The 24822-nt window shown below is 39.7% G+C and carries 21 protein-coding genes and 1 pseudogene; 9 read left to right on the top strand and 13 right to left on the bottom strand.

Annotated features, from left to right (window positions below; translation table 11 throughout):
- Position 1: 1 nt before the first annotated feature.
- The 5 genes from F933_RS12705 to kdpA are packed head-to-tail and all read right to left on the bottom strand — an operon-like array spanning position 2 to position 7731.
- Positions 2-712 (bottom strand): response regulator, encoded by a 711-nt coding sequence (locus F933_RS12705; RefSeq protein WP_005061714.1) that lies wholly within the window; start codon positions 710-712, stop codon positions 2-4.
- Positions 713-721: 9 nt separating this feature from the next.
- On the bottom strand, positions 722-3370 hold the full coding sequence (locus tag F933_RS12700) for a sensor histidine kinase (protein ID WP_005061711.1): 2649 nt from the start codon (positions 3368-3370) through the stop codon (positions 722-724).
- A gap of 13 nt (positions 3371-3383) precedes the next feature.
- Positions 3384-3995, bottom strand: a complete 612-nt coding sequence (gene kdpC, locus F933_RS12695; protein ID WP_005061709.1) for a potassium-transporting ATPase subunit KdpC — start codon at positions 3993-3995, stop codon at positions 3384-3386.
- 9 nt (positions 3996-4004) lie between these two features.
- Positions 4005-6014, bottom strand: coding sequence for a potassium-transporting ATPase subunit KdpB (kdpB, locus tag F933_RS12690; protein ID WP_005061707.1), 2010 nt, complete (start codon positions 6012-6014; stop codon positions 4005-4007).
- 13 nt (positions 6015-6027) lie between these two features.
- Positions 6028-7731 (bottom strand): potassium-transporting ATPase subunit KdpA, encoded by a 1704-nt coding sequence (kdpA, locus tag F933_RS12685; RefSeq protein WP_034710865.1) that lies wholly within the window; start codon positions 7729-7731, stop codon positions 6028-6030.
- Between the two features lie 460 nt (positions 7732-8191).
- On the opposite strand from kdpA, the gene F933_RS12680 reads away from it, so the two are divergent.
- Positions 8192-9562 (top strand): OmpP1/FadL family transporter, encoded by a 1371-nt coding sequence (locus F933_RS12680; RefSeq protein ID WP_005061703.1) that lies wholly within the window; start codon positions 8192-8194, stop codon positions 9560-9562.
- Between the two features lie 278 nt (positions 9563-9840).
- Positions 9841-11070 carry an OmpP1/FadL family transporter gene (locus F933_RS12675; protein ID WP_005061701.1) on the top strand — a complete coding sequence of 410 codons (1230 nt, stop codon included), beginning with the start codon at positions 9841-9843 and terminating at the stop codon, positions 11068-11070.
- A 76-nt stretch (positions 11071-11146) separates the two neighbouring features.
- On the opposite strand, the gene thrH is transcribed toward F933_RS12675, so the two are convergent.
- The gene (gene thrH, locus F933_RS12670) at positions 11147-11764 is read right to left on the bottom strand and encodes a bifunctional phosphoserine phosphatase/homoserine phosphotransferase ThrH (RefSeq protein WP_005055797.1); all 618 of its coding nucleotides are present in this window, start codon (positions 11762-11764) and stop codon (positions 11147-11149) included.
- 171 nt (positions 11765-11935) lie between these two features.
- On the opposite strand from thrH, the gene F933_RS12665 reads away from it, so the two are divergent.
- Positions 11936-12664, top strand: coding sequence for a phosphoadenylyl-sulfate reductase (locus tag F933_RS12665; protein ID WP_005061699.1), 729 nt, complete (start codon positions 11936-11938; stop codon positions 12662-12664).
- Positions 12665-12849: 185 nt separating this feature from the next.
- Entirely contained in the window at positions 12850-14235 is a 1386-nt protein-coding gene (locus tag F933_RS12660; RefSeq protein WP_005055800.1) for a WS/DGAT/MGAT family O-acyltransferase, read from the top strand.
- A 35-nt stretch (positions 14236-14270) separates the two neighbouring features.
- Here the strand turns inward: F933_RS12660 and F933_RS17165 are convergent, their stop codons facing one another.
- The 6 genes from F933_RS17165 to F933_RS12635 form a co-directional block, all read right to left on the bottom strand.
- Positions 14271-14444 (bottom strand): PA1571 family protein, encoded by a 174-nt coding sequence (locus F933_RS17165; protein ID WP_005055801.1) that lies wholly within the window; start codon positions 14442-14444, stop codon positions 14271-14273.
- 134 nt (positions 14445-14578) lie between these two features.
- Positions 14579-16033: a ribonuclease G gene (gene rng, locus F933_RS12655; RefSeq protein WP_005055802.1), complete on the bottom strand. Its 1455-nt coding sequence runs from the start codon at positions 16031-16033 to the stop codon at positions 14579-14581.
- A 49-nt stretch (positions 16034-16082) separates the two neighbouring features.
- Positions 16083-16643: a Maf-like protein gene (locus tag F933_RS12650; protein ID WP_005061696.1), complete on the bottom strand. Its 561-nt coding sequence runs from the start codon at positions 16641-16643 to the stop codon at positions 16083-16085.
- Complete coding sequence (gene mreD / locus F933_RS12645) at positions 16631-17122, bottom strand: rod shape-determining protein MreD (protein ID WP_005061692.1); 492 nt, start codon at positions 17120-17122, stop codon at positions 16631-16633. The genes F933_RS12650 and mreD overlap by 13 nt, the downstream gene beginning before the upstream one ends.
- Positions 17109-17966 (bottom strand): rod shape-determining protein MreC, encoded by an 858-nt coding sequence (gene mreC / locus F933_RS12640; RefSeq protein WP_005061688.1) that lies wholly within the window; start codon positions 17964-17966, stop codon positions 17109-17111. The genes mreD and mreC overlap by 14 nt, the downstream gene beginning before the upstream one ends.
- A gap of 17 nt (positions 17967-17983) precedes the next feature.
- Positions 17984-19024, bottom strand: a complete 1041-nt coding sequence (locus F933_RS12635; RefSeq protein WP_005055806.1) for a rod shape-determining protein — start codon at positions 19022-19024, stop codon at positions 17984-17986.
- A gap of 133 nt (positions 19025-19157) precedes the next feature.
- On the opposite strand from F933_RS12635, the gene gatC reads away from it, so the two are divergent.
- Genes gatC through gatB form a run of 3 tightly spaced genes read left to right on the top strand, consistent with a single transcriptional unit; the run spans position 19158 to position 22488 of the window.
- On the top strand, positions 19158-19475 hold the full coding sequence (gene gatC, locus F933_RS12630) for an Asp-tRNA(Asn)/Glu-tRNA(Gln) amidotransferase subunit GatC (RefSeq protein WP_005055807.1): 318 nt from the start codon (positions 19158-19160) through the stop codon (positions 19473-19475).
- A gap of 53 nt (positions 19476-19528) precedes the next feature.
- The gene (gene gatA / locus F933_RS12625; RefSeq protein WP_005061686.1) at positions 19529-21007 is read left to right on the top strand and encodes an Asp-tRNA(Asn)/Glu-tRNA(Gln) amidotransferase subunit GatA; all 1479 of its coding nucleotides are present in this window, start codon (positions 19529-19531) and stop codon (positions 21005-21007) included.
- Positions 21007-22488 carry an Asp-tRNA(Asn)/Glu-tRNA(Gln) amidotransferase subunit GatB gene (gene gatB, locus F933_RS12620; protein WP_005061684.1) on the top strand — a complete coding sequence of 494 codons (1482 nt, stop codon included), beginning with the start codon at positions 21007-21009 and terminating at the stop codon, positions 22486-22488. Before gatA ends, gatB begins: the two co-directional genes overlap by 1 nt.
- Positions 22489-22532: 44 nt before the next feature.
- On the opposite strand, the gene F933_RS12615 is transcribed toward gatB, so the two are convergent.
- Positions 22533-23153: a TetR/AcrR family transcriptional regulator gene (locus F933_RS12615; RefSeq protein ID WP_005061682.1), complete on the bottom strand. Its 621-nt coding sequence runs from the start codon at positions 23151-23153 to the stop codon at positions 22533-22535.
- 106 nt (positions 23154-23259) lie between these two features.
- Between F933_RS12615 and F933_RS12610 the strand changes: the two genes are divergently transcribed.
- Positions 23260-24126, top strand: a complete 867-nt coding sequence (locus F933_RS12610) for a metal-dependent hydrolase (RefSeq protein WP_005061681.1) — start codon at positions 23260-23262, stop codon at positions 24124-24126.
- 181 nt (positions 24127-24307) lie between these two features.
- Positions 24308-24822 (top strand): annotated as a pseudogene (locus tag F933_RS17320) (hypothetical protein); the annotation flags it as partial.

The raw sequence follows: 24822 nt of genomic DNA, 5'->3' as shown, positions 1-24822 counted from the left end.
CTCAGGTGTCAGATTGCCCTTGAAAACGTAATCCGACACCTGCGATTGTAAAAATATACTTGGGACTGATGGCTGAATCTCCAATTTTGGTTCGGAGTTTTTTGACTAAAATTCGGAGATAGTGTGTATCTTCTTCATGAGTAATGCCCCATAACTCCGTCATAATTTGCTTTTGAGTCACGATCTTACCTTGATGACGAATCAATAAAGCCAAAAGCTGAAATTCCTTTTTAGTCAAAATAATTTCTTCTTTACTTAATTTCACCACATGTTCAGCCACATCTATCGATAATTGACCATCATCAAAAACAATTTTCTGTTCCATCTGTTGTGGTTTATTGCGAAACATGACACGGATACGGGCACATAACTCCTGAATGCTAAACGGTTTAGTAACATAGTCATTCGCCCCCGCATCCAGTAATTTAATTTTTTGATTTTCATCAGGACGCGCAGAAAGTACGATCACAGGAATGTCAGACCATTGTCTTAACTCAGTCAAAACCTCTTGACCTTCCATATCAGGTAAACCCAAATCAAGAATCAATAAATCTGCACCTCGACTCGCCAAAGTCTCAAGTCCTTTCATTCCATTTTCAGCCACCTGCACTTGATAACCTTGTGCGCGTAAAGCAATGTCCAAAAATTTTCGAATTTGTGGTTCATCATCAATAATAAGAATTGAAGCTTGGGCGTTTAATGTATGAGGCATGAAATCATTTTAATCCTGATGTAAAGGTAATCGTATTCTAATTAAAGTGCCTTGACCATGTTTGCCACTAAAAGCTTCAATACTTCCCATGTGTGCGCCAATAATCGCTTTAACAATTGAAAGACCAAGCCCTGTTCCTGTTTTACCGCGATCGCCCCTTTGCATGGTATAGAACATATCAAAAATCTGCTCACGTTCATCTTCAGGAATACCAACACCTTGATCTTCAATCTCGATCTGTAAATAGCTTTCGATCTGCTGAATATTCACTTCTATAGGCACATTTTCTGGAGAAAATTTAGCCGCATTTTCTAAAACATTAAAAACAGCTTGTTCAATTAAAGCAGGATGTACATATAACGCAGGCAGCTCTTCAGCAAATAAGGTCTTAATTCTCACATGCGGTTGATATCGTTTTAAACGTTCAGTAGCAGAACCAATTAACTCATCAACACCAATCCAAGCACGACTAAGTGTTAATCCTTGATGACCCAAACGAGTCATATCCAAAAGATTTTGAATATAGCGATCTAAACGCTCACCTTCTATATGAATGGTATCTAATAATTCATGGCGATCTGTCTCAGGCATTTGCTCGCCATAATATTTAAGCGTATCTGCTGAACCAATCATTGCAGCCAACGGCGAACGCAAATCATGTGATACAGATGACAATAAAGCAGAACGAAGCTTTTCCGTTTCAGCAACAACTCTAGAATTTTCCAACTGCAACGATAGCTGCACCCGAGAAAGCGTTTGTGCAATATCATCAATCATTAACTCAGCCAAACGTTGCTGTTCAAAGTGAATACTTTGTAAATTGCGGTTAAATCGAATGGCAACCACACCAAAATCTGCCACTAAATTTACTGGATTAAACCACCATTCTGAATTGGTCAAAGTATTGGTAAAACGTCCACATGGTTTAGCGTTCTTTTGTGTCCAATCTGCTGCAATTTGATCTTTTTCATTCAAAATCGATGCATCGCCTACAGATTGTGCGCCCACTCTCAACCAAACAGCGGCATTCAGTGAACTTTCCAAATGCTGTTTGGCTATATTTAAAACTTGCTCAATATCAACACAAGTGGATAACTTTCGTTCTAATTCTTGCAATTGAAGTGAAATCGAATTTGCAGCGCGCAAACTCAGCACTTGAGCACGTAGTTGATTGGCCAATCGTCCTACTAATAAAGCAGAAACGATAAAAATAATAATCGTCATCACGCCACGTTCAGCACTGACTCGGAAGGTAAATCGTGGTTCAATAAAGAAATAGTTATAAAGTAGAAAGCAAATCAAGACACTCATAATCGTAATTAACATTCTTGTCCGCATCGCAACGATCAGCACGGTCACAACAAAAATCAAGGCTAGCTCGCTGTAACCAATAAAGTGATCACTCACCACTGCGACAAAAAAACCGAGTAATACGATTAAAATACTTTCTGTGATCTCACGTGGATTGAAACTAAAGCCTTGCTCTAACCAATCGGAAGTTGAGTTTTCTATTCGCGTTTTAGATTCATTATTTTTTGCTTTTAACGGCTGAACAAAAGTAATCTCAAAAGGATGTTGTTTTTCTAAAAGCTGATCAGCAATATGGTCTGAAGATAAACGTTGCCATAAAGATTTTTTAGCGCTCTTGCCCAATAAAATATTAGATGCGCCATAATCATAAGCAGCCTGTAAAATCGTTGCTGCGATTTGATTGCTATATAATAAATAAGTATCTGCACCCAACTTACGTGCCAAATTAAATGCTTTAGTGACAGCAAAGGTTTGCGTGTTTTCAATCTTGCTTTTTTGAATTGAAATCACACTCCAAGTCGCATTTCTCCTTTCGGCAATCCGATGTGCTCGTCTTACTAAATCCTCTGAAAACTCAGTTCCATCAATGGCTAACATGACATGATTTTGAATCGGAATAATTCGTCCTTGAGCTACAAATTTCTCCCGATAATCGATATCCACCTGTCCTGCAACTGTTTGAATCGCAAGGTCTCGTAAAGCTGTGAGATTGGCTGGCTTAAAAAAGCCTTGCAAGGCATGTGGAGCGACATCCGCTAAATAAATTTTGCCATGATTCATACGCTCCAATAGTTCAGGTACAGGAAGATCGACCAGCCGAATATCTTTTAATCTTTTTAATAATGCATCAGGCACCGTTTCTGTTACCCGAATGCCCGTAATTTGATAGACCACATCATTCAAACTTTCGAGATGCTGAATATTCAATGTGCTATACACATCAATACCCGCATCTAATAACTCATTCACATCTTGCCAACGATATTCATGACGACTATTGGGTACGTTTCGATGTGCGAGTTCATCGACCAAAACAATTTCAGGTTTTAACTTCAGAATTTGATCAAGATCCATTTCATCTAAAAATCGATCTTGATATTCAACAGTCTTTTTAGGAACAACATTCAGCCCTTGAATCAATGCTTCCGTATCAGCTCGACCATGTGTTTCAACCACACCCACCAGAACATGATGACCTTGTCGCATCAACTCATGTGCTCTCGACAACATGGCAAAGGTTTTGCCCACGCCAGGTGCCGCCCCCAAGAAAATGGTTAAACGTCCAGATTGTTCACGTTGGCTATGTGCCAACCATGCATCTGCTTTGTTATTTCGGTCGATCTGCATAGGTTAAGCTCTATCAACGTGAAGTTGATGATAATTGATCTAAAGCGATGTTGAGCTGAAGCACATTGACTCGTGCCTGCCCATACAAGCCCAATTGAACAGGTCCAATCTGTTGTTGCACTAAATCTCTGACTTTCTGCTCGGGTAAAGCACGTTGTTGTGCCACACGTTTCACCTGTAATAGCGCACTTTCAGGTGAAATATCTGGATCAATCCCGCTACCCGATGCAGTGATCATCTCTGGTGGTACTTGTTGCTCAAGGATTTGATTGCTTTGAGCAAACTGCAAGGTTCTTTCTTTAATTTGCTTTTGCAATTCAGGATTAGAAACCGCCAAGTTACTGCCCGCCACACCATCCACATTATAATTCACAGCACTCGGACGACTATGGAAATATTGTTCACTCACAAAGTTTTGTCCTACCAAGCTTGACCCGACAATTTTTCCATCCAGTTCAATCAAACTCCCATTTGCCTGTTTAGGAAATAACAATTGAGCCAAAGAGACACTCGCACTGCAATACAATACGCCTGCGATCAAGAATCCAACCAGCACTAAACCTAGGCTAGACCGAAAAATGGAGTGTGCTTCAGTCGATAAGGGAAGATTTTCTAATGTATTCATGACGTACTCCTAAATCCACAACGACACAACAAGGTCAATCAATTTGATCGCAATAAAAGGGAAAACCACGCCACCCACACCATAGATCAACATATTACGACGCAATAGCTGTAAGGCACTGGCAGGTTTAAATTGCACCCCTTTCAGCGCTAAAGGAATCAACATTGGAATGATCAGCGCATTAAAAATTAATGCCGAAATCACCGCACTACTTTGGCTATGCAATTGCAAAATATTCAAGACACCAAGCTGAGGAATCGCAACAGCGAACAATGCAGGTAAAATCACAAAGTATTTAGACACATCATTTGCTAAAGAAAATGTGGTTAAAGCGCCTCGAGTAATCAACTGCTGCTTGCCTATTTCTACTACATCAAGCAGTTTGGTTGGATCAGAATCTAGATCGACCATATTTCCAGCTTCTTTTGCAGCTTGCGTTCCTGAGTTCATTGCCAAACCAATATCTGCTTGTGCCAAAGCGGGTGCATCATTGGTTCCATCGCCAACCATCGCGACCAATTTTCCTGCGGCTTGTTCTTTACGAATACAAGCTAATTTATCTTCAGGTCGAGCTTCAGCAATATAATCATCTACACCTGCTTCAGCGGCAATTGCGGCTGCGGTCAAAGGATTATCCCCTGTTACCATGATGGTTTTAATCCCCATCTCTCGTAACAATGCAAAGCGCTCTTTAATCCCTTGTTTAATCACATCTGACAATTCAATCACACCTAAAATTGTATGATTCGATGCAACAACCAATGGCGTTGCACCTTTAGAAGCGACTTGCTCTACACGGGTTTTTAGCTCAATATTGTCTTTAATTTCTTGCTGGGTAAATTTTAGAATTGCATCTACTGCGCCTTTGCGAATCTTTTGTCCAGTTGCTAAATCAACCCCAGATAAACGCGTTGAAGCACTAAACTGAATAAATTCTGCATCTTTAGGTTCATGGATACTTTCACCCATTTCTTTACCTAAACTCACCACTGATTTGCCTTCAGGCGTTGGGTCAGCAAAAGACGTAAGCATTGCTGCTTGGCGTAATTCACTTGGACTCACACCAGCCAATGGATAAAAAGCGGTTGCTTGGCGATCACCGTAGGTAATCGTGCCTGTTTTATCCAACAGCAATACATCAATATCACCAGCAACCTCAACCGCTTTACCAGACTTCGCCAATACATTGGCTTTTAAGGCTCTGTTCATCCCTGCAATCCCAATTGCAGGCAACAAACCACCAATTGTTGTTGGAATGAGACAGACCAATAACGCAATCAACATCACCAGACTGATTTTGATCCCCACCATAGAACCAATAAACGGTAATGTGGCAACCACAACGATAAAAGTAATGGTCATGATATTGAGTAAGATACTCAGCGCAATTTCATTCGGTGTTTTTTGACGGTTTGCACCCTCAACCAAAGCGATCATTCGATCTAAGAAACTATTGCCTGCCTCATTACTGACACGAACAATAATTTGATCAGATAAAACTTTGGTACCACCAATCACACCTGACCGATCCGTATTGGCTTCACGTAATACAGGTGCAGACTCACCTGTCACCGCCGATTCATTAATGGTGGCAAAACCTTGAATGATTTCACCATCCGCAGGCACAATTTCACCGGCTTTGATGATCACCAAATCATCTTTTTTTAATAAATTTGCAGAAATCACCGTTGCTGTAGCATTCAGATCAGCAATTTTATTTGCCGTTAAGTTTTCACGAGCTTGCCGTAAAGAAGATGCCTGTCCACGTCCTTTGGCTTCTGCTACTGCTTCGGCATAATTGGCAAACAAAACGGTTACTAGTAAGATCAAGCTCAGTAAAATACCAAATCCAAAACTGGTGCTACCCATCAATGTTGCCACGATGGTTAACACAGTTCCAATCCAAACACATGCCATCACAGGATTTTTAAAGGCATGCTGTGGTAATAATTTATAAAAGGTTTGCTGAATAATTTCTTTATTCAAGATATCCATTTGTGTCGCATTAGAGTGATTCATGGTACTTGCTCCACTAGATCTTTACAGATAAATAATCAGCAATTGGTCCAATCACCAACACTGGCATAAATTGCAAAAGCGTTAAAATCAGTACAATTCCGATTAAAGTCAGTGCAAATGTAGGCGACTCAATCTGTAATGAACCCTTGGTCTCATCTGCTTTCGGTTTGGTTGCTAGACTGACTGCAATTAAAACTGGAATGATCAGCACGCTATAACGACCTGCTAATAACGCAACACTGGTGCTTAGATTCCACCATAAAGTGTTGTCGGCTAAACCTTCAAAACCAGAACCATTATTGGCAAACGCAGACACATATTCATAAAAGACTTGGCTAATACCATGCGATGCAGGGTTTGAATTTCCTGTTAAAGATGGGAAAGCGATGGCGATTGCAGTCAAACCAAGAATCACCACAGGTTGTAAGAGAATGACCAATGCCAATAACTTAATTTCAGTGACTTCAATTTTTCGTCCAAATAATTCAGGCGTGCGACCTGTCATCAAACCCGCGATAAATACGGCTAAAAATAGATAGATAAAAAATTGTAATAGACCACAACCAATCCCACCCCAAATGGCATTGATCAGCATATTGCATAACTCAACCAAACCCGTTAATGGCGAAGCTGAGTCATGCATCATATTGACCGAACCATTATTCACCTGTGTAGTTAAACTTCCCCATAATGCAGAGGCTTCAGCTCCAAAACGAACTTCCTTACCTTCCATTAGCGCCGTATTTGGGATTAAAGAAGATTTTTCAGCCCACAATGTGAATACAGTAGAAGCCAATGACATCAATAAGATCGTGCCCAAAATCATCCACATTAATTTTTTGCGTTGCACAAAACGACCCACCATAAATACAACTGAGATTGGAATCAGTAAAATCGCAAGCATCTCCAGCACATTGGATAATGGCGTTGGATTTTCTAAAGGCACACTACTGTTTGGACCATACCAACCACCACCATTACTGCCTAATTGTTTGATCGCTACCATCGGTGCAACAGGTCCAAGCGGAATATGCTGGGTCTGAACTTCAGATGTACGATCTAAAACTTGCGCGGTTGGACCAGCAGAAAGTGTTGATGGCACACCTTGAAAAGTCAGTAATAGAGAAAAGACTAAACCCAAAGGAATAAAGAATCGGAATAATGGTCGGATCATATCCATCCAATAATTACCAAGATTAATTTGTGATGCATTTTTTGGTTCAATATTTTCCAAAGCTTGATCTTTGGGCTGTAAAAATAAAGCTCTTAACATGGCTGTTAACAAAGCTAAACCCATAATTGGAGATAAATATTGCAAACCAACAATCACAGTCATTTGCGACAGATAAGACAATTGAGCCTGGCCTGAATAATGCTGCTGATTGGTATTGGTTAGAAATGAAATCGTTGTGTGTACTGCCAAATCCCAATTCATATTTGGAATACGATCAGGATTCAGCGGTAACCAAGCTTGCGTCATCAAGATCGCGATGCTGATGCCTAATAACAAAAGATTACTGATGACAAAAGCAGCAAGATATTGCCGCCAATTCATACCCACTTGTTTCACATTCAAAATGGAATAAATTGGTTGCTCAATCCATTTAAAGAAACGATCGCTTTTCATTGGTTGAACTTGCATCACATCCGCAAGATAGCGTCCTAATGGATAGGCTAAAACCAATGCAAGGATAAATACGGAAATAAATTCCCACATAGCACATGCCATTTAAAAAATAAGTCAGTATTAGTATGGAAATTCAGGACGTAAATTCTCTATATTGAAATAAGAGAGCCGCGTAAATTTTGCGTAAACTTCTTTAAAATAAAGCTCAAAACCTCAAAAAGTCGGCAAAATGCAAAAGATGAAGAAAAAAATCGTATTTTTTACAAAAAATCTTTGACCTTTTTTAAAAAAATTTTTGATAAAATGCAAAAAACATATATGAATATTTTTAAATAATAATTTATATTTTTCATGATATTATCAATAAAAACACATATGTATAAAAACTTTATTAGCATTATTTTTGTTCATTTTCATGTAATCAATCGTACTAAGGAGTTCATTTAGAACATTTACTCTTATTCTAATTATGGTATTTTTGTTACATGAAGTTATAGCCAATCGTAGCTTCTTAATACTTAGAATCTTGAAGTTCAAGGAAAGATTTAAAATGAAATTAAAATATCTTAGCACTGCCATGATCTTAGCGACGCTTCCTGCAACTGGAGCTTTTGCAGCGGCATTAGATCGTTCAGGTCAATCAATTGCTGCTTTCTTACAACCAGGAAATTATTTTGAAGCTGGTATTTCGGTTCTAGATCCTGATGTTTCAGGAAAAGATCTTGCTGGTAATAAAACTGGGGATATGGCTGGCGATTATTATTTCCCGCATGCAGCATTAAAGTTACAACCTACAGAAAATTTTTCATTCGGTTTAATTTACGATCAACCATTTGGTGCTGATGCTGAATACAAAAACAAAAGTAATTTTGTAGCTTCAGGCTCTGATGGTGTACTACCAGGAACTTCTCTAACTAATGGTCTACCAGTAGTAACAGGCAAGCCTAATGCAGTGGGTCCAGGCGGCATTCCTGTGATTGTAAATGGTAATGGTCAACCTGTTGCTATCGCTTTAAATGCAGCGCAATCAGGTAATACATCTGTTGAAGTAGATTCACAAAACATCAATTTTATTTTCGGTTTCCAACCAAATAAAAACTTGAATTTCTATGCTGGTGGTGTATATCAAACAGTAAAAGGTGATGTAAGCCTTCGTGGTCAAGCATATAGCTTATATAACGGTTATGATGCAAATATTCCTGAAGATTCAGCATTTGGTTGGTTAGCTGGTGCAGCATTCCAGATTCCTGAAATTGCGCTAAAAGCTTCTTTAACATATCGTTCTGAAATTGATCACAAAGTTAATGTTGATGAATCATTACCTCTTTTAGGTCCTTTAGGTTCACTTCTTGTTGCAACTGGTAAAGTAACACCAGCGCAATTGAATGGCTTATTAAATGCAAGTGGCGAAACTAAAATTACGACTCCTCAGTCTGTGAATTTAGATTTCCAAACAGGTGTGATGGCGAATACCGTGGCATTTGCAAATGTCCGCTGGGTAAACTGGAAAGACTTTTCAATCCAACCTTACAAATTCGGTCAATTATCTAAATTAGCTGGCGGAATGCTTCCAGCATTAGGTAAACCAAATGGATTTAACCTTGTTGATTATAGCGATGACCAATGGTCTGTAACTGCTGGTGTTGGTCGTAAATTAAACGAGCAATGGGCGGGTAACGTCTCTGTGGGATGGGATTCAGGTGCAGGTAATCCTGTGACAACACTTGGTCCAACAGAAGGTTACTGGAATGTTGGTGTAGGTGTTCAATATAGCCCAACTCCTGCGACATTTATTGCTGGTGGTGTGAAATACTTCTGGTTAGGTGATGCTGATGCTGTAACAGGTGCTCACTCAGCTGCTGGTACATTTGAAGACAACAAAGCAATCGCTTATGGCTTAAAAATGGGTTACCGTTTCTAAGCTAAAAGCTTAAAAAAAAGACCATCGTTATGATGGTCTTTTTTTATGTGAAAATTACAAAAAATACTCTCAAATTAATCCATCTATAAATAACATTAGCCCTAGCAAAAAGATAACAAACACAATTAGAGCAAATAGTCGATAAAACAATGTTATTCAATAATTTTTCATGACTTTATCAGTTCATTTATGGACATTTGTAAAATTATTTAAGCTCACAAAAATTGTGTTACTTTTCGCGCCATTCTTGTTACAAAGTGATTTGAGAGAGAAAATCAATGAAGCTTAATGCTATTCAAACGGCTCTTCTACTTAGTTTAGTTCCAACAACCACAACATTTGCCGCGGCATTGGATCGCTCAGGTCAATCTATCGCACCATTTTTACAACCCAATAACTATTTTGAAGCGGGTATTACCGTTCTCGACCCAAACGTATCTGGCAAAGATACAGCGCAAAATAGTACTGGCAATATGGCAAATCATTACTATTCGCCAAATGCTGCATTAAAGATTCAAGCCACAGAACAATTCTCTATTGGTCTAATCTATGACCAACCCTATGGTGCTGATGCGGCATATAAAGGTCAAAGTAATTTTATAGAAAGTCGTCCACTCCCATTTAAAGGTGGTACATCGGTTACTGTTGATACTGAAAATCTAAATTTATTATTCGGTTTTCAACCAACGCAAAATTGGAATTTTTATGCTGGTGCGGTATATCAAACATTAAATAGTACCGTATTGTTACGTGGTCAAAGTTATAGTGCTTATAGTGGATATGACTTTAAAACAGGTAAAGATGAGGCAGTAGGTTGGTTAGCAGGTGCTGCTTATCAAATGCCAGAAATTGCACTTAAAGCCTCTATTACCTATCGCGCTAAGATTAAGCATGAAATGAATGCTTATGAAAAGCATGGTATTGCAGGAATGACTGGTAATGCTGGTTTTGACGCCATTTTGAATAAAATTAATAATTCTGAAGGCACAACTGAAATCACAACCCCACAATCAGTCAATCTTGATTTCCAGACAGGTATTATGGAAAACACGGTTGCATTTGCCAATCTGCGCTGGGTGAACTGGAAAGACTTTGCAATTCGACCTTATAAATTTGGTGAAGCTTCCACATTACCTCCAATTGTAAGTAATACAGGTAAAAAAGATGGTTTTGACTTGGTTGCTTATACCGAAGATCAATACTCGATTACAGCTGGTGTAGGTCGTAAACTGAATGAGCAATGGGCGGGTAACATTTCTGTAGGTTGGGATTCTGGTGCAGGTAATCCAGTCACTACATTAGGTCCAACTGAGGGTTATTGGAATGTTGGCGTTGGTATTCAGTACAGCCCTGCTCCAAATTACTTTATCGCAGGCGGCGTGAAGTATTTCTGGTTGGGTGATGCAAATGCACAATCAGGTTCTCAGTTTAATACGCCAGCTTATGTTGCTGAATTTGAAAATAATGATGCAATTGCCTATGGTTTAAAGATTGGTTATAAATTCTAAGAAATCTCCCCTTACCCCCTCTTTAATAAAGAGCGAAAACTCCCTCCTTTTCTAAAGGAGGGCTGGGGAGGATTAGTTATTCAGGAATATTACGTTGTGATACAGAACGAATCGCCTGTTTTAATGCTTCATAACCATGAAGTGGTGGAAATTGAGGAAATTCAGCGATGACATTTGCTGGTGCATCAAATAAGAAGCCATGATCAGCTTCACCTAGCATGGTTGTATCATTATAAGAATCGCCCGCAGCAATGACACGATAATTCAAACCATGTAATGCTTTTACTGCTTGACGCTTTTGATCAGGCTGACGCAATTTGTATGCTGTGATCATGCCATTTTCATCGGTTTCAAGCTTGTGGCAGAAAATCGTTGGCCAACCTAATTGTTTCATCAAAGGATGTGCAAACTCATAAAATGTGTCAGATAAGATAATCAATTGAAAATGCGTACGCACCCATTCAACAAATTCCTTTGCACCTTCAAACGGCCCCATATCCGCAATCACAGCTTGAATATCATTTAAGCCTAAACCATGTTCTTTTAAAATGTTTAAACGTTGAGTCATTAAAACATCATAATCTGGAATATCACGCGTCGTTGCTTCTAGCTCTTTTATTCCTGTTTTTTTTGCAAAGTTAATCCATATCTCAGGGACAAGAACCCCTTCAAGATCTAAGCATACGATTTCCATGAATGCGTCCAATGTTGGTTAAAAATTGCTGTATCATACCATTAAGATTTTCATTTTTGCGCTGTTGTTGAATAAAACGATTTTATTCTGCAAGATTAAAATCGATCACAAGCAAACTGCTTTGCTTAGAATGTTTTACAATTGTGCCCAAGCCTTTCGCCAGGAACATCCATGACTGTTATTCCAACTATTGACCATGTAGATGCACTCGCTGCTGAATATGCAGATAAATCACCACGAGAAATCTTAGAACTTGCATTAAGCCAACAAGGCGAAATCGCCATTTCATTTTCTGGTGCAGAAGATGTTGTATTGATTGATATCGCATCACGAATCGGCAAACCATTTCGTGTATTCAGTTTAGATACTGGTCGTTTACACGCAGAGACCTATCAATTTATCGAAACTGTTCGTAAACACTACAATGTTAATATCGAAATTTGTTTTCCTGAATCAGATGCAGTTCAACAGTTTGTAAATGAAAAAGGGTTATTTAGCTTCTTTGAAGATGGTCATCAAGAATGCTGTGGTATTCGTAAAGTACAACCTTTACGTAAAAAGTTAGCAACTTTAGATGGCTGGATCACAGGTCAACGTAAGGATCAAAGTCCAACCCGTAGTGATGTGCCCGTCGTTCAAGCTGATATTGGTTTTTCTGGTGAAGGCAAACAGTTGATTAAATATAATCCGCTTGCGAACTGGTCAAGTGCAGAGGTATGGAGTTATATACGTATGATGGAAATACCATATAATCCGTTGCATGAGCGTGGTTTTATCTCAATCGGCTGTGAGCCATGTACGAGAGCTGTATTACCAAATCAACATGAACGTGAAGGTCGTTGGTGGTGGGAAGAAGCAACACATAAAGAATGTGGTTTGCATGCAGGCAATCTTAAATAATAACGCTTAGCAGATTTGGTATATAAAAACCACTGATTCGTCAGTGGTTTTATTTTTTCTGACTCCTCTGTACAAAGTCATATTTTAACCAGACTAAACCGTATATACTTCACACAACGGTTCAATAATTCTAATAAGAGCTCAAAGAGTATCTTATAAAAAATGCAAGAGAGGCTATGTCTGCTATGCGCCCATTACACCCGATTGATTTCATTTTTCTTTCATTAGAGAAAAGACAGCAACCTATGCATGTCGGCGGTTTATTCTTATTTGAAATTCCAGAAAATGCCTCTCCAACCTTTGTGCATGATCTGGTTCAAGATATTCGCCAATCCAAAAGTATTCCTGTTGCGCCTTTCAACAATCAGTTAACAGGATTGTTTTGGGGTGAAGATCCAGAGTTCGATATCGACCATCATTTCCGTCATATTGCATTACCCAATCCGGGACGTATTCGTGAATTACTGGTCTATATCTCGCAGCAACATAGCTCACTGATTGATCGTGCAAAACCACTTTGGACCTGCGATGTGATTGAAGGAATCGAAGGTAATCGTTTTGCCATGTATTTCAAAATTCATCATGCGATGGTCGATGGCGTTGCAGGTATGCGTCTGATTGAAAAATCGCTTTCAAAAGATCCAAATGAAAAGCATGTCGTACCATTATGGTGTGTAGAAGGTAAACGTACGAAACGTTTAAAAGCGCCAAAACCACCTACAGTCAGTAAAATCAAGGGTGTGATGAATGGAATCAAATCACAACTTGAAGTCACACCTAAAGTGATGCAGGAACTTTCTCAAACATTATTCAAAGAAATGGGTAAAAATCCTGATTATGTTTCCACTTTTCAGGCACCGCCTTCTATTCTTAATCAACGTGTGAGTTCGTCTCGTCGCTTCGCTGCACAATCATTTGAACTTGATCGTCTGCGCAATATTGCAAAATCATTGGGTGTAACGATTAATGATGTCGTTTTGACGATTTGTTCTGGCGCATTACGTGAATATCTCATCAGTCATGATAGCTTACCTAAGAAGCCACTCATTGCAATGGTACCAGCATCGTTACGTACAGATGATTCTGATGTGAGTAATCGTATTACCATGATTTTGGCAAACCTAGCCACTCATATTGAAGATCCAATTGAGCGTTTAGAAATCATTCGCCGTAGTGTACAAAATTCAAAACAGCGTTTTAGTCGTATGACAGCAAACGAAATCTTGAATTACAGTGCTTTGGTTTATGGTCCAGCAGGTTTAAATATCGTGTCTGGTATGCTGCCTAAACGCCAAGCCTTTAACCTTGTCATCTCAAACGTACCTGGTCCACGTGAACCTCTGTATTGGAATGGTGCAAAGCTTGACGCGCTTTATCCTGCTTCTATCGTGATGGATGGACAAGCGTTAAATATCACGATGACCAGTTATTTAGATAAACTTGAAGTGGGTTTGATTGCATGTCGTAATGCTTTACCGAAGATGCAAAACTTATTGACACACTTAGAAGATGAAATTCAACGTTTTGAGCAAGTTATTAAAGACTTACCTAAACAAAAAGTTGCGAATTAATTCTATAGAAAAAATAAGAGGCTTTAACAAGCCTCTTATTTTTTGATCGCACGACAGCGCTGTAAAAGTTGATGACAAGCAGATCGAATCATTGCTGTGGTAATCGGAACTTCCTTACCTTGGCTATCGACCATATAACATGTATTTACAGGGTTACTGTCCAAAACATGTTTAAAACCATGACTCACTAATCTTTCACTGACATTCATAATTATAGACCTCTTATATTTGCTAAGACACCCGAAAGTATCTATGGCTAATTTTATAGTTCTAGTATTTAAAATTCGTGATAGAAAGTAAAATTTCAGTTGTAACAAGGATTAAGCGAAATCTTGTTACAACTTTAGCTTAAAATGATATCGTATTGCTCTTGCGTATATAAATTTTCCACTTGGAATTTTATGACGCGGTTCACAAAATGTTCTAAATCAGCCACGGCTGGGGCTTCTGCTGTTAATAGTCGATCAATCACTGCGGGATGAGCAACGACAGTAAAGCCACCCTTGGAATCAAATGCACGAGCATATCGCATGATCTCTCGAAATATTTCGTAACACACTGTCTCTGCTGTTTTCACATATCCACGACCTTGGCAGGTTGGGCACGACTCACAAAGCAAATGTTCCAAAGATTCTCGCGTACGCTTACGCGTCATTTCCACTAAACCCAGCTCAGAAACTTGAGTAATCTTAGTTTTTGCATGATCGCGTTCGAGCATTTTTTCAAACTGACGCATCACCTCTTCACGATGCTCTGCCTCTTGCATGTCAATAAAATCAATAATGATAATACCACCCAAATTGCGTAGACGAAGTTGTCGTGCAATCACTTGAGTAGCTTCCATATTGGTTTTAAAAACAGTGTCTTCTAAACTTCGACCGCCGACATAAGACCCTGTATTCACATCAATTGTGGTCATGGCTTCTGTCTGATCAAGCATCAAATAGCCGCCAGATTTCAACGCTACACGCGTTTGCAATGCTTTTTGGATATCTTCTTCGACATTGTACAAATCAAATAGTGGCTTCTCACCCGGATAATGAATTAAGCGATTTTGAATTGTAGGTACAAACTCAAGCACGAAATCATTCAATTTGGCATGAATTTCACGCGAATCGACATAGATTTTTGCGGTTTCATCACTAGCTAAATCACGAACAATCCGTTGTGGTAGCGGTAATTCTTCAAAAATCAGTTCAGCAGTTGCCACTTCTTTCTGCTTGCGTTGAATAAACTCCCAAAGTTTGCTCAAGTAACACATATCTTGAACAATAGCTGCTTCATCCACCCCTTCTGCTGCGGTGCGGACAATCACACTACCCGGTAAGTTATGCTCAGCTTGGATATGTTCAATAATTCCACGCAGCCGATCCCGCTCTTCTTCGGACTCTATGCGCTGAGATACGCCGATATGATTACCATAAGGCATCAACACAAGATAACGCGATGGAATGGAAAGATCTGTACTTAAGCGAGCACCCTTAGTACCCAACATATCTTTCATCACTTGCACTGTGAGCATTTGTCCAGGATGGAGCAGTTCAAAAACATTTGGGGTTGGCTGCGAACGTGGCCATACCATATCATTAATATGTAAAAATGCGGTTCGAGACAAACCAATATCAACAAAAGCAGCTTGCATACCTGGCAGTACACGCACAACTTTTCCTTTATAAATATTACCCACCAAACCACGCTTTACAGTGCGTTCAACAAATAATTCATTGACCGTACCATTTTCAATCAATGCGACACGACATTCCATCGGTGTGACATTGATTAGTAATTCTTCTGCCATAATCAACTCAAAACTTTTATAAAAATTCTTATATCCGAAAGTGTTTATTTCAAACTTTAACGCTTGCTAATAACTGTACAATCTCATGTAAAGGTAAGCCAACAACGTTGCTGTAACTTCCTTTAATTTGAGGAATATATTGAGCAGCAATTCCTTGTATTGCATATGCACCAGCTTTCCCAATTGGTTCACCTGTTGCCCAATATTTTTCCATCTCGACCTGATTAAGCTGTTGAAATTCAACTTGTGTTCGTACCACTTGACTCAATACTTGTGCCGATGTAGCAACACATACTCCTGAATAGACATCATGCCATTGCCCAGAAAGCTGCGACCAAATCTCAAAAGCATGTTGCTTTGATGTTGGTTTACCAATAATTTTGCCATTCACACTTAAGCTGGTATCTGCGGCGATCACAATCGCACTTGGAAACTGGCTTAAAACGACTCGCGCTTTATGACGAGCAAGCCGCTCAACATAATCCGTAACGCTTTCATTTTCTTGTACAGTCTCATCCACATTTGGACTAAAGATATCGAAATCCAACCCCAGTTGTGTCAATAGCTCCTGCCGACGTGGTGAGCTTGAAGCAAGAATTATATCCGCCATTTATGCAAACAATAATAGAGTACTGGCCAAGCTAAAATACTTGTACCCAAGGGTTGCCAGTGTCTTGCAATGGTAAAGTGCGTTCCGGAAATTGTTTGGCTAATCCACAGAAACGTAATATGTGCAATTACAGCAAGTGTTGCGATGACCCATGAATTTCCAAAAGTCAAAATACGACGTTCGCGAATAAAATATCGGGTTGCAAAGGTAATTAACACAAAACTGAGTGCATTTAGACCTAAAGGTGCATCCAATAATAAATCGGTAAAAATACCCATCGCAAAGGCAAACCAGACACCACACCAAACAGGTTGATACAATATCCAAAACAACATGATCATTAGCATGATTGCTGGCCGCCAACCAGCAGCTTCATACGACATTGGATATATAAGTAAAACCGACCCAATGACGATTGAAATAATAATCATCCATAATGGATCTTTACGTTTCTCAAAATTTAACTTAGCGATCGGCATATGGTTGCTCCTGCGCTAAAGATTCTGAGAAGAGGACAACCACATGATGACCACTTGCCAATTGTGCAGCTGGTTTAACACTGATTTCAGCAAACTCACCTGATGTGTGTCGACTGACTTTAGATACAGTACCCACCAAATAACCTGCTGGAAAATGCTCACCCAAGCCAGAGCTAAACACTTTATCCCCAACCTTAATATCAGCACTAGTTGGTACATATTCCATTTTAAGCTGACCTAAATCACCTGTTCCAGAAATGATTGCACGCATTCCTGTACGCTCTAAACGTACGGACAATGAATGTTCTTTATCGGAAAGTAGCATAATACGAGAACTATGCGGGTAGACGTTAATCAACTGCCCCATAATTCCTTTATCATCTAAAACAGTTTGTCCAATTTTTAAATGATCAACTGAACCACGGTTGATAATAATAATATGGCGTAAGGGATCTGCATCTGTACCAATCACCTCAGCAATTTGCATACGACCATCAATAATTAACGGCGTATCCAAAAGACCACGTAAACGGTTATTTTCTGCAGAAAGCTCTGAAAGTTTTTGTAGACGGACTTGTGCTTGGAGGAGTTCAGCCTGCATTGCCGTGTTTTCACGACGCAATTGAGCTTCAGATTTGGTTTGTTGGTTTAGCCATTCTCGCGAAAGTACAGGATAGCTCGCTAGCGCATAAATTGGATTATACGCCGCATATAAGACATCCCTTGCTGGCTGAATTACATAAGGCATGCGCCAATCAAAGAAAAGCACAACCAAACATGTAATGACCGCAATGATAAATGAGCGAAAAGATGGCGGTTGTCTTGAAAAAAGATTCGGTTGCACCGCCTAGTCCTTATGAATTAACCAACAAAAAGCATGTCATGGTTTGGATTGTCAAAGAATTCTAAAACTTTACCGCCACCACGAGTGACACAAGTTAAAGGATCATCCGCAACAATCACAGGTAAACCTGTTTCTTGAGCAAGGAGTTTGTCTAGGTTACGCAGTAATGCACCGCCGCCTGTTAAAACAATGCCACGTTCAGCAATATCAGAAGATAACTCTGGAGGTGTTTGTTCTAAAGCAGATTTCACAGCACTGACAATACTTTGTAATGGATCTGAAATCGCTTGTGAAATTTCATCAGAAGTGACTGTAATTGCACGAGGAACCCCCTCAGCTAAATTACGTCCACGCACTTCTATTTGTAGTGTTTTGCCATCAGGAATAGCCATACCGACTTCTTTCTTGATCGTTTCAGCCGTTGTTTCCCCAATCACGCAACCATGTGCTTTACGAACATAATTGATAATCTGTTCATCAAAGACATCTCCACCGATACGTAATGAATCGGCGTAAACACACCCTTGTAATGAGATAATCGCAATTTCAGTGGTACCACCACCCACATCAACCACCATCGAACCGCACGCTTGCTCAACTGGCATACCTGCACCAATCGCAGCAGCCATCGGCTCTTCGATGAGACGAACATCACGTGCACCAGCATTAAATACTGCTTCGCGAATCGCACGACGTTCTACCAACGTTGATTTACATGGCACACACACTACAACACGAGGTGCTGGTGGGAATAAACGCTTTTCATGTACTTTGCCAATAAACTGATTCAACATGGTCTCAGTTACTTCAAAATCGGCGATCACACCGTCTTTCATTGGACGAATCGCTGAAATATTCGCTGGTGTACGACCTAACATTTGTTTAGCATCAAGACCAACAGCAGCTACAATTTTTTGTGAACCACTATGGCGAATTGCCACAACAGTTGGTTCATTTAAAATAATGCCGCGGCCTGGAGCATAAATAAGTGTATTTGCAGTACCTAAATCAATGGCTAAATCCGGCGAAAACAAGCCAATTAGTCGTTTTAGAATCACGGGTGCGTTCTCAATTAAACTTTGTATGGATGCAAGGTGGCAACTTTAACGAAATGTGATGCTTTGAACAAGTCAATCGCTTATTATAACGCACGATATTTTGCAATTTTTTGATACTGAATTAGGTAATGTTATGTCTACATCATCAGATGCTCAGCAGACAACGGACTTAAATGCACAGACCGTCTCAGCGATTGCACACCTTGCTCGTTTGTCGTTAAACGATACGCAATCTACTGAATATGCTGAAAGTTTAAATAAAATCCTTGGCATGATGGAAAGCTTAAAAGGCATTAATACAGATGATGTTGAGCCTTTAAAAAGCCCATTTGATAATCCTCAGCCTTTACGCGTAGATGTTGTTAGCGAAACCAATCATCGTGATGAATATCAAGCGATAGCACCAGCTACAGAAGCAGGTCTATACCTTGTACCTCGTGTAATTGAATAATTTATATTCAATTCGTCAATAATTTATATTTAGAATGTAAAGAAATTTTTCATATGACAGATTTACATCGCTTATCAATTCGTGAACTCTCTGAAGGCTTAAAACAAGCCCAATTTTCATCACGTGAATTGACTGAACATTATTTAAAACGTATTGCCCAAATTGACCCAAAAGTAAAAAGTTATGTGACGGTCACCGCAGAACAAGCACTTGCTGAAGCAGATGCTGCTGACGCAGCACTTAAATCTGGCAATGCACATGCACTTGCAGGGATTCCTCTGGCGCATAAAGATATTTTTTGTACCCAAGGAATTAAAACCACTGCGGGTTCAAAAATGTTGGATAACTTCATTTCACCTTACGATGCGACTGTGGTGGCTAAAGCAAAAGCTGCGGGTCTTGTGACTTTAGGTAAGGTGAACATGGATGAATTCGCTATGGGTTCAACCTCTGAAAGCTCTTACTTTGGTGCAACAGGCAACCCATGGGCATTAGATCATGTTCCGGGCGGTTCATCAGGTGGCTCTGCTGCTGCTGTAGCAGCAGATTTGGCTCCAATTGCGACTGGTACTGATACAGGTGGTTCTATTCGCCAACCTGCTTCATTCTGTGGCTTAACAGGCTTAAAACCGACTTATGGTCGCGTATCACGCTTCGGTATGATTGCGTATGCATCATCACTGGATCAAGGTGGTCCAATGGCACGTTCTGCGGAAGACTGTGCTTACTTGATGAATGTGATTGCAGGTCATGATGCTAAAGACTCCACTTCAATCAACAAAGAAGTGGATGACTATGTTGCTAACCTAAATGGCACTGCGGTGAAAGGTCTACGCATTGGTATTCCAAAGCAATACTTCAATGTCGCAGGTTTAGATGCAGATGTGAAAGCACGCGTTGAAGAGTCATTGAAAAAGCTTGAAGAGATGGGCGCGATCTTGGTTGAGATTGATCTCAACATGACTGAAGCCTATGTACCAACTTACTACTTGATCGCACCTGCGGAAGCTTCTTCAAACCTGTCACGTTTTGATGGCGTTCGTTATGGCTACCGTTGTGAAAATCCAGTGGATTTGATGGACTTGTATAAACGTTCACGTTCAGAAGGTTTTGGTGCAGAAGTACAACGTCGTATCTTGATCGGGACCTATGCCCTTTCTGCGGGTTATTACGATGCATATTATGTGAAAGCACAAAAAGTACGTCGTTTGATTCAGCAAGATTTCTTGAAAGCATTTGAAAATGTCGATGTGATTGCAGCACCATCTGCACCAACGACAGCGTACAAAATCGGTGCGAATCTCAGCCCGACTGAAATGTATTTAGGCGATATCTACACCCTTGCTGTGAACTTGGCAGGTCTACCTGCGATCAACGCACCTGTTGGTTTCGATAAAGACAGCTTGCCTGTGGGCTTACAGTTGATTGGTAACTACTGGTCAGAATCGCAATTGCTTTCGATTGTGCATCAATATCAACAAAATACAGACTGGCATACCAAACGTGCGGAAATTGCTGAGGAGAATGCATAATGGCTGAAGCTCAAAAGTTAGCTCCTTCATCAAAGCTGATTGACGGTTGGGAAGTCGTTATCGGGATTGAGATCCACACTCAGCTTGCAACTCAATCAAAAATCTTCTCTGGTTCATCAACTGAATTTGGTCAAGACCCAAATACGCAAGCCAGCCTTGTTGATTTGGCGATGCCGGGTGTATTGCCTGTATTGAATGCAGAAGTCGTTGATCTTGCGATTCGCTTCGGTTTGGGTATTGACGCGTATATCGACCAAGCCTCTGTATTTGCACGTAAGAACTACTTCTACCCAGATTCGCCAAAAGGCTACCAGATCAGCCAGATGGACAATCCGATTGTGGGCTTGGGTCATATCGATATCCAGCTTGAAGATGGTACTGTAAAGCGTATTGGCGTGACTCGTGCCCATCTTGAAGAAGATGCAGGTAAATCGATTCATGACCAATTCGAAGGTATGTCTGGTATCGACTTAAACCGTGCGGGCACACCATTGCTAGAAATCGTGTCTGAGCCTGATATGCGTTCGGTTGAAGAAGCGGTTGCATATATTAAATCAATTCACACGCTCGTGCGTTGGTTAGGGATTTCTGACGGTAACATGGCAGAAGGTTCATTCCGTGCCGACTGTAACGTGTCACTGCGTCGCCCGGGTCAACCATTCGGTACGCGTTGCGAGTTGAAAAACCTCAACTCATTCCGTTTCATCGAGCAAGCGATCAATGTTGAAATTGAACGCCAAATGGAAATTTTGGAAGATGGTGGCAAGATCGACCAAGAGACTCGTTTGTTCGATCCAAACAAGATGGAAACTCGCTCAATGCGTTCGAAAGAAGAAGCGAACGACTATCGCTACTTCCCAGATCCAGATTTATTGCCAGTGATCATTGCTGATGAGCAGATCGAAGCGGCACGTGCTGCCCTGCCAGAATTGCCTGCTGCACGTCGTGAGCGCTTTATTGCTGACTTCGGTGTAACTGAATACGATGCACATGTATTGACGCTGTCACGCGAAATGGCAGACTTCTACGAGGCTGTTGTAGCTGCTGCTGGCGGTGCGAAGCAAGGTAAAGTTTCTGCAAACTGGGTGATGGGTGAATTCTCAGGTGCTTTAAACAAAGCAGGCCTAGATTTAGCAGACTCTCCTGTTTCTGCTGAGCAATTGGGTGGGATGATCGCACGTATTGTCGATAACACTATTAACGGCAAAATTGCGAAGCAAGTATTTGGCTTTATGTGGGAAGCAGAAGGAAAATCTGCAGATGACATTATTGCTGAGAAAGGCTTAAAGCAAGAAACCGATACAGGTGCGATTGAAGCAATTATCAAAGACGTACTTGCAGCCAATGAAAAAATGGTTGAAGAGTACAAGTCTGGTAAAGAAAAAGCCTTTAACGGTCTTGTTGGTCAAGTCATGAAAGCTGCAAAAGGTAAAGCTAACCCAGCTCAAGTGAATGAATTGATGAAGAAATTGATTGGTTAAACTGATCTGATTTCAAAAGAAAACCCGCTTTAGAGCGGGTTTTTTTATATTTTTAACTTATTACGATCATCATCAATGTAGGACATTGTAATATCAATCAGACAATCTATTAATTCTTCAAAAGTAAAACCCATATTTTGAGATGAAAAGAAATTCATCGTCAGTGCGACACTAGAATTGATCAAAATATAAACCATCATTTTTAGGTTTTTTATTCTCAATACCTCAGGATGTTTCACCGCGTATTCAATCGCTAATGTATTGATCGCCTTGACTGCTTTTACGTGACTGGCTTCAGTACTGTATTTACTCGATACACTCAACCAATAAAAATATTTATTCTCATCTGCTGCTAAAAACTCACCTATATGTAAAAAAATGGATCTAATCGCTTCGGGAATTTCCATTTCCTGAATGGTTGGAATGACCTCGTAAATCACTTTGGCAAGCTCAGCAATAAAGTGTTGTTGCATCTCTACAAACAAGGCTTCTTTGTTTTTAAAATATTCATAAAAACTTCCAGAACCAACTCCCGCAATCTCACAGACTTTCAACACGGTAGTGTGATCCAATCCATTATTTTTTACTGATATAAATCCTGCATCAACTATAGACTTATAAGTATTTTTAGACCTACTTTGTTTTGGTTTTCTGATAGTTACCATTATAAAAATTCCATCCTTAAATCCGTCTTTTTTCCGTATAAATTCACTGATAGATTCTATATACATACTAAATTTTGTTCAAATTGTATTCTATAAAGGAAAAAAGATGAATATATCAGTGCAATCTCTACAACAAATCGTCCGTCGCAATGTGATTATTCCTTTAGACAAAAACAAAAAATTTACTTTTTACTATGAAGATAATGCTGTTGTGACCTCTCTTTTTGTCGTTTTATCTGCGATGTTTCCACCAGGTGAAATGTTTTTCATCGAGAGCGTACGTAATGTTCGTGATCAAATTACGGATGAAAAGTTACTCGAAGATATTCGTAATTTTATTGCGCAAGAAGCCTTTCATAGTCGAGAACATAAATCTCTGAATGAGCATCTGATTCAATCAAATTACCCCGAAGTAGTCGAAATCGAAGCCTTAACCAAAGCAAGATTGGATAATTTTCGTAAACTTCCCAAAGTTGAACAATTAGCGGCGACCGTAGTGATGGAGCATTTCACTGCTACACTTGCTCGTTTGCTGTTGACTGATCCATTAATCAAACAGAAAACCACTCAAGAAAGTCGAAATCTTTGGGAATGGCATGCGCTGGAAGAACTGGAGCATAAATCTGTTGCTTTTGATGCGCTGAAAGCGATTGGTGGTAATACGGTTAGAAATCGAAGAATTGCTTTGATTCGAGTAGCTCGCTTTATTGCGCCAATTACCTTTGATTATTGGATACAGATTTTAAAACGTAAGGATGTTAAGTTTTCAGGCAAAGAACTGAAAGATGCATTTTATCTGGCATTTGGTGGTGTAAATCGTTTAGGTATTTTCTCCCGCACATTTATAGAAATGCTTGATGTCAGAGATCAACATTTCGATCCATTAGATATGCAGACAGAACAACTTGAAGCTGAATACCGAGAAAAATTATTTGGAGAAAATGGCATTTTAAAAAGTTCGCTTAAAAGCTAAGTGAATTTAAAATGCAAAAAAACCTAGGATAGTCTCCTTGGCCAAGTGATGAAATCATCTAATGGTAAAGTCAGCCCCTTCACAAGTGAATGAGTTGATGAAGAAATTGATTGGTTAATAGTTGACTAATCTATTGTTTTTATGAGATAAAAATCCTCGCCTAGGCGGGGTTTTATTTTTCATGTTATTTAAAAAGTCTATTTTTATTTTATTGTTTTTAATGGCTAGTTCTCACATCTATGCTGATGTAAGAATTAGTGGTTATTACCGTAAAAATGGAACCTATGTCCAACCCCATTACAGATCAAATCCTGATGGAAACTTTTATAATAATTGGTCAACTGCTGGTAATGTTAATCCACATACAGGGGAATATGGAACAAAAACGACTAATTCAAATCAAGGAATTACTTATATACCTTCACCCCCTAAAGATTTAAATACGCTTTATACAACATCCTATTCATCAAATAAAAAGCTAACCAACCAACAATATAGTTTCACTGATTCTACTTCTAGCAGAAATATAGAGCCAGCACCAACAATTCTTACTAGCCAACAGCCAAGAAAATTAAACTACACAAGTCATACGTCAAACCTATCCCAAATGGATATGCTGGATTTAGAATCAAGAATTCGTGCTAGTCAACGGCTGAAAAATTTAGGTTACACTGGTGATACTTCAAACCTGTCCCA

Origin of the sequence: Acinetobacter beijerinckii CIP 110307, assembly GCF_000369005.1 — a bacterium.
GTDB classification, from domain to species: domain Bacteria; phylum Pseudomonadota; class Gammaproteobacteria; order Pseudomonadales; family Moraxellaceae; genus Acinetobacter; species Acinetobacter beijerinckii.
This window is presented reverse-complemented; position numbering and strand designations above follow the sequence as displayed.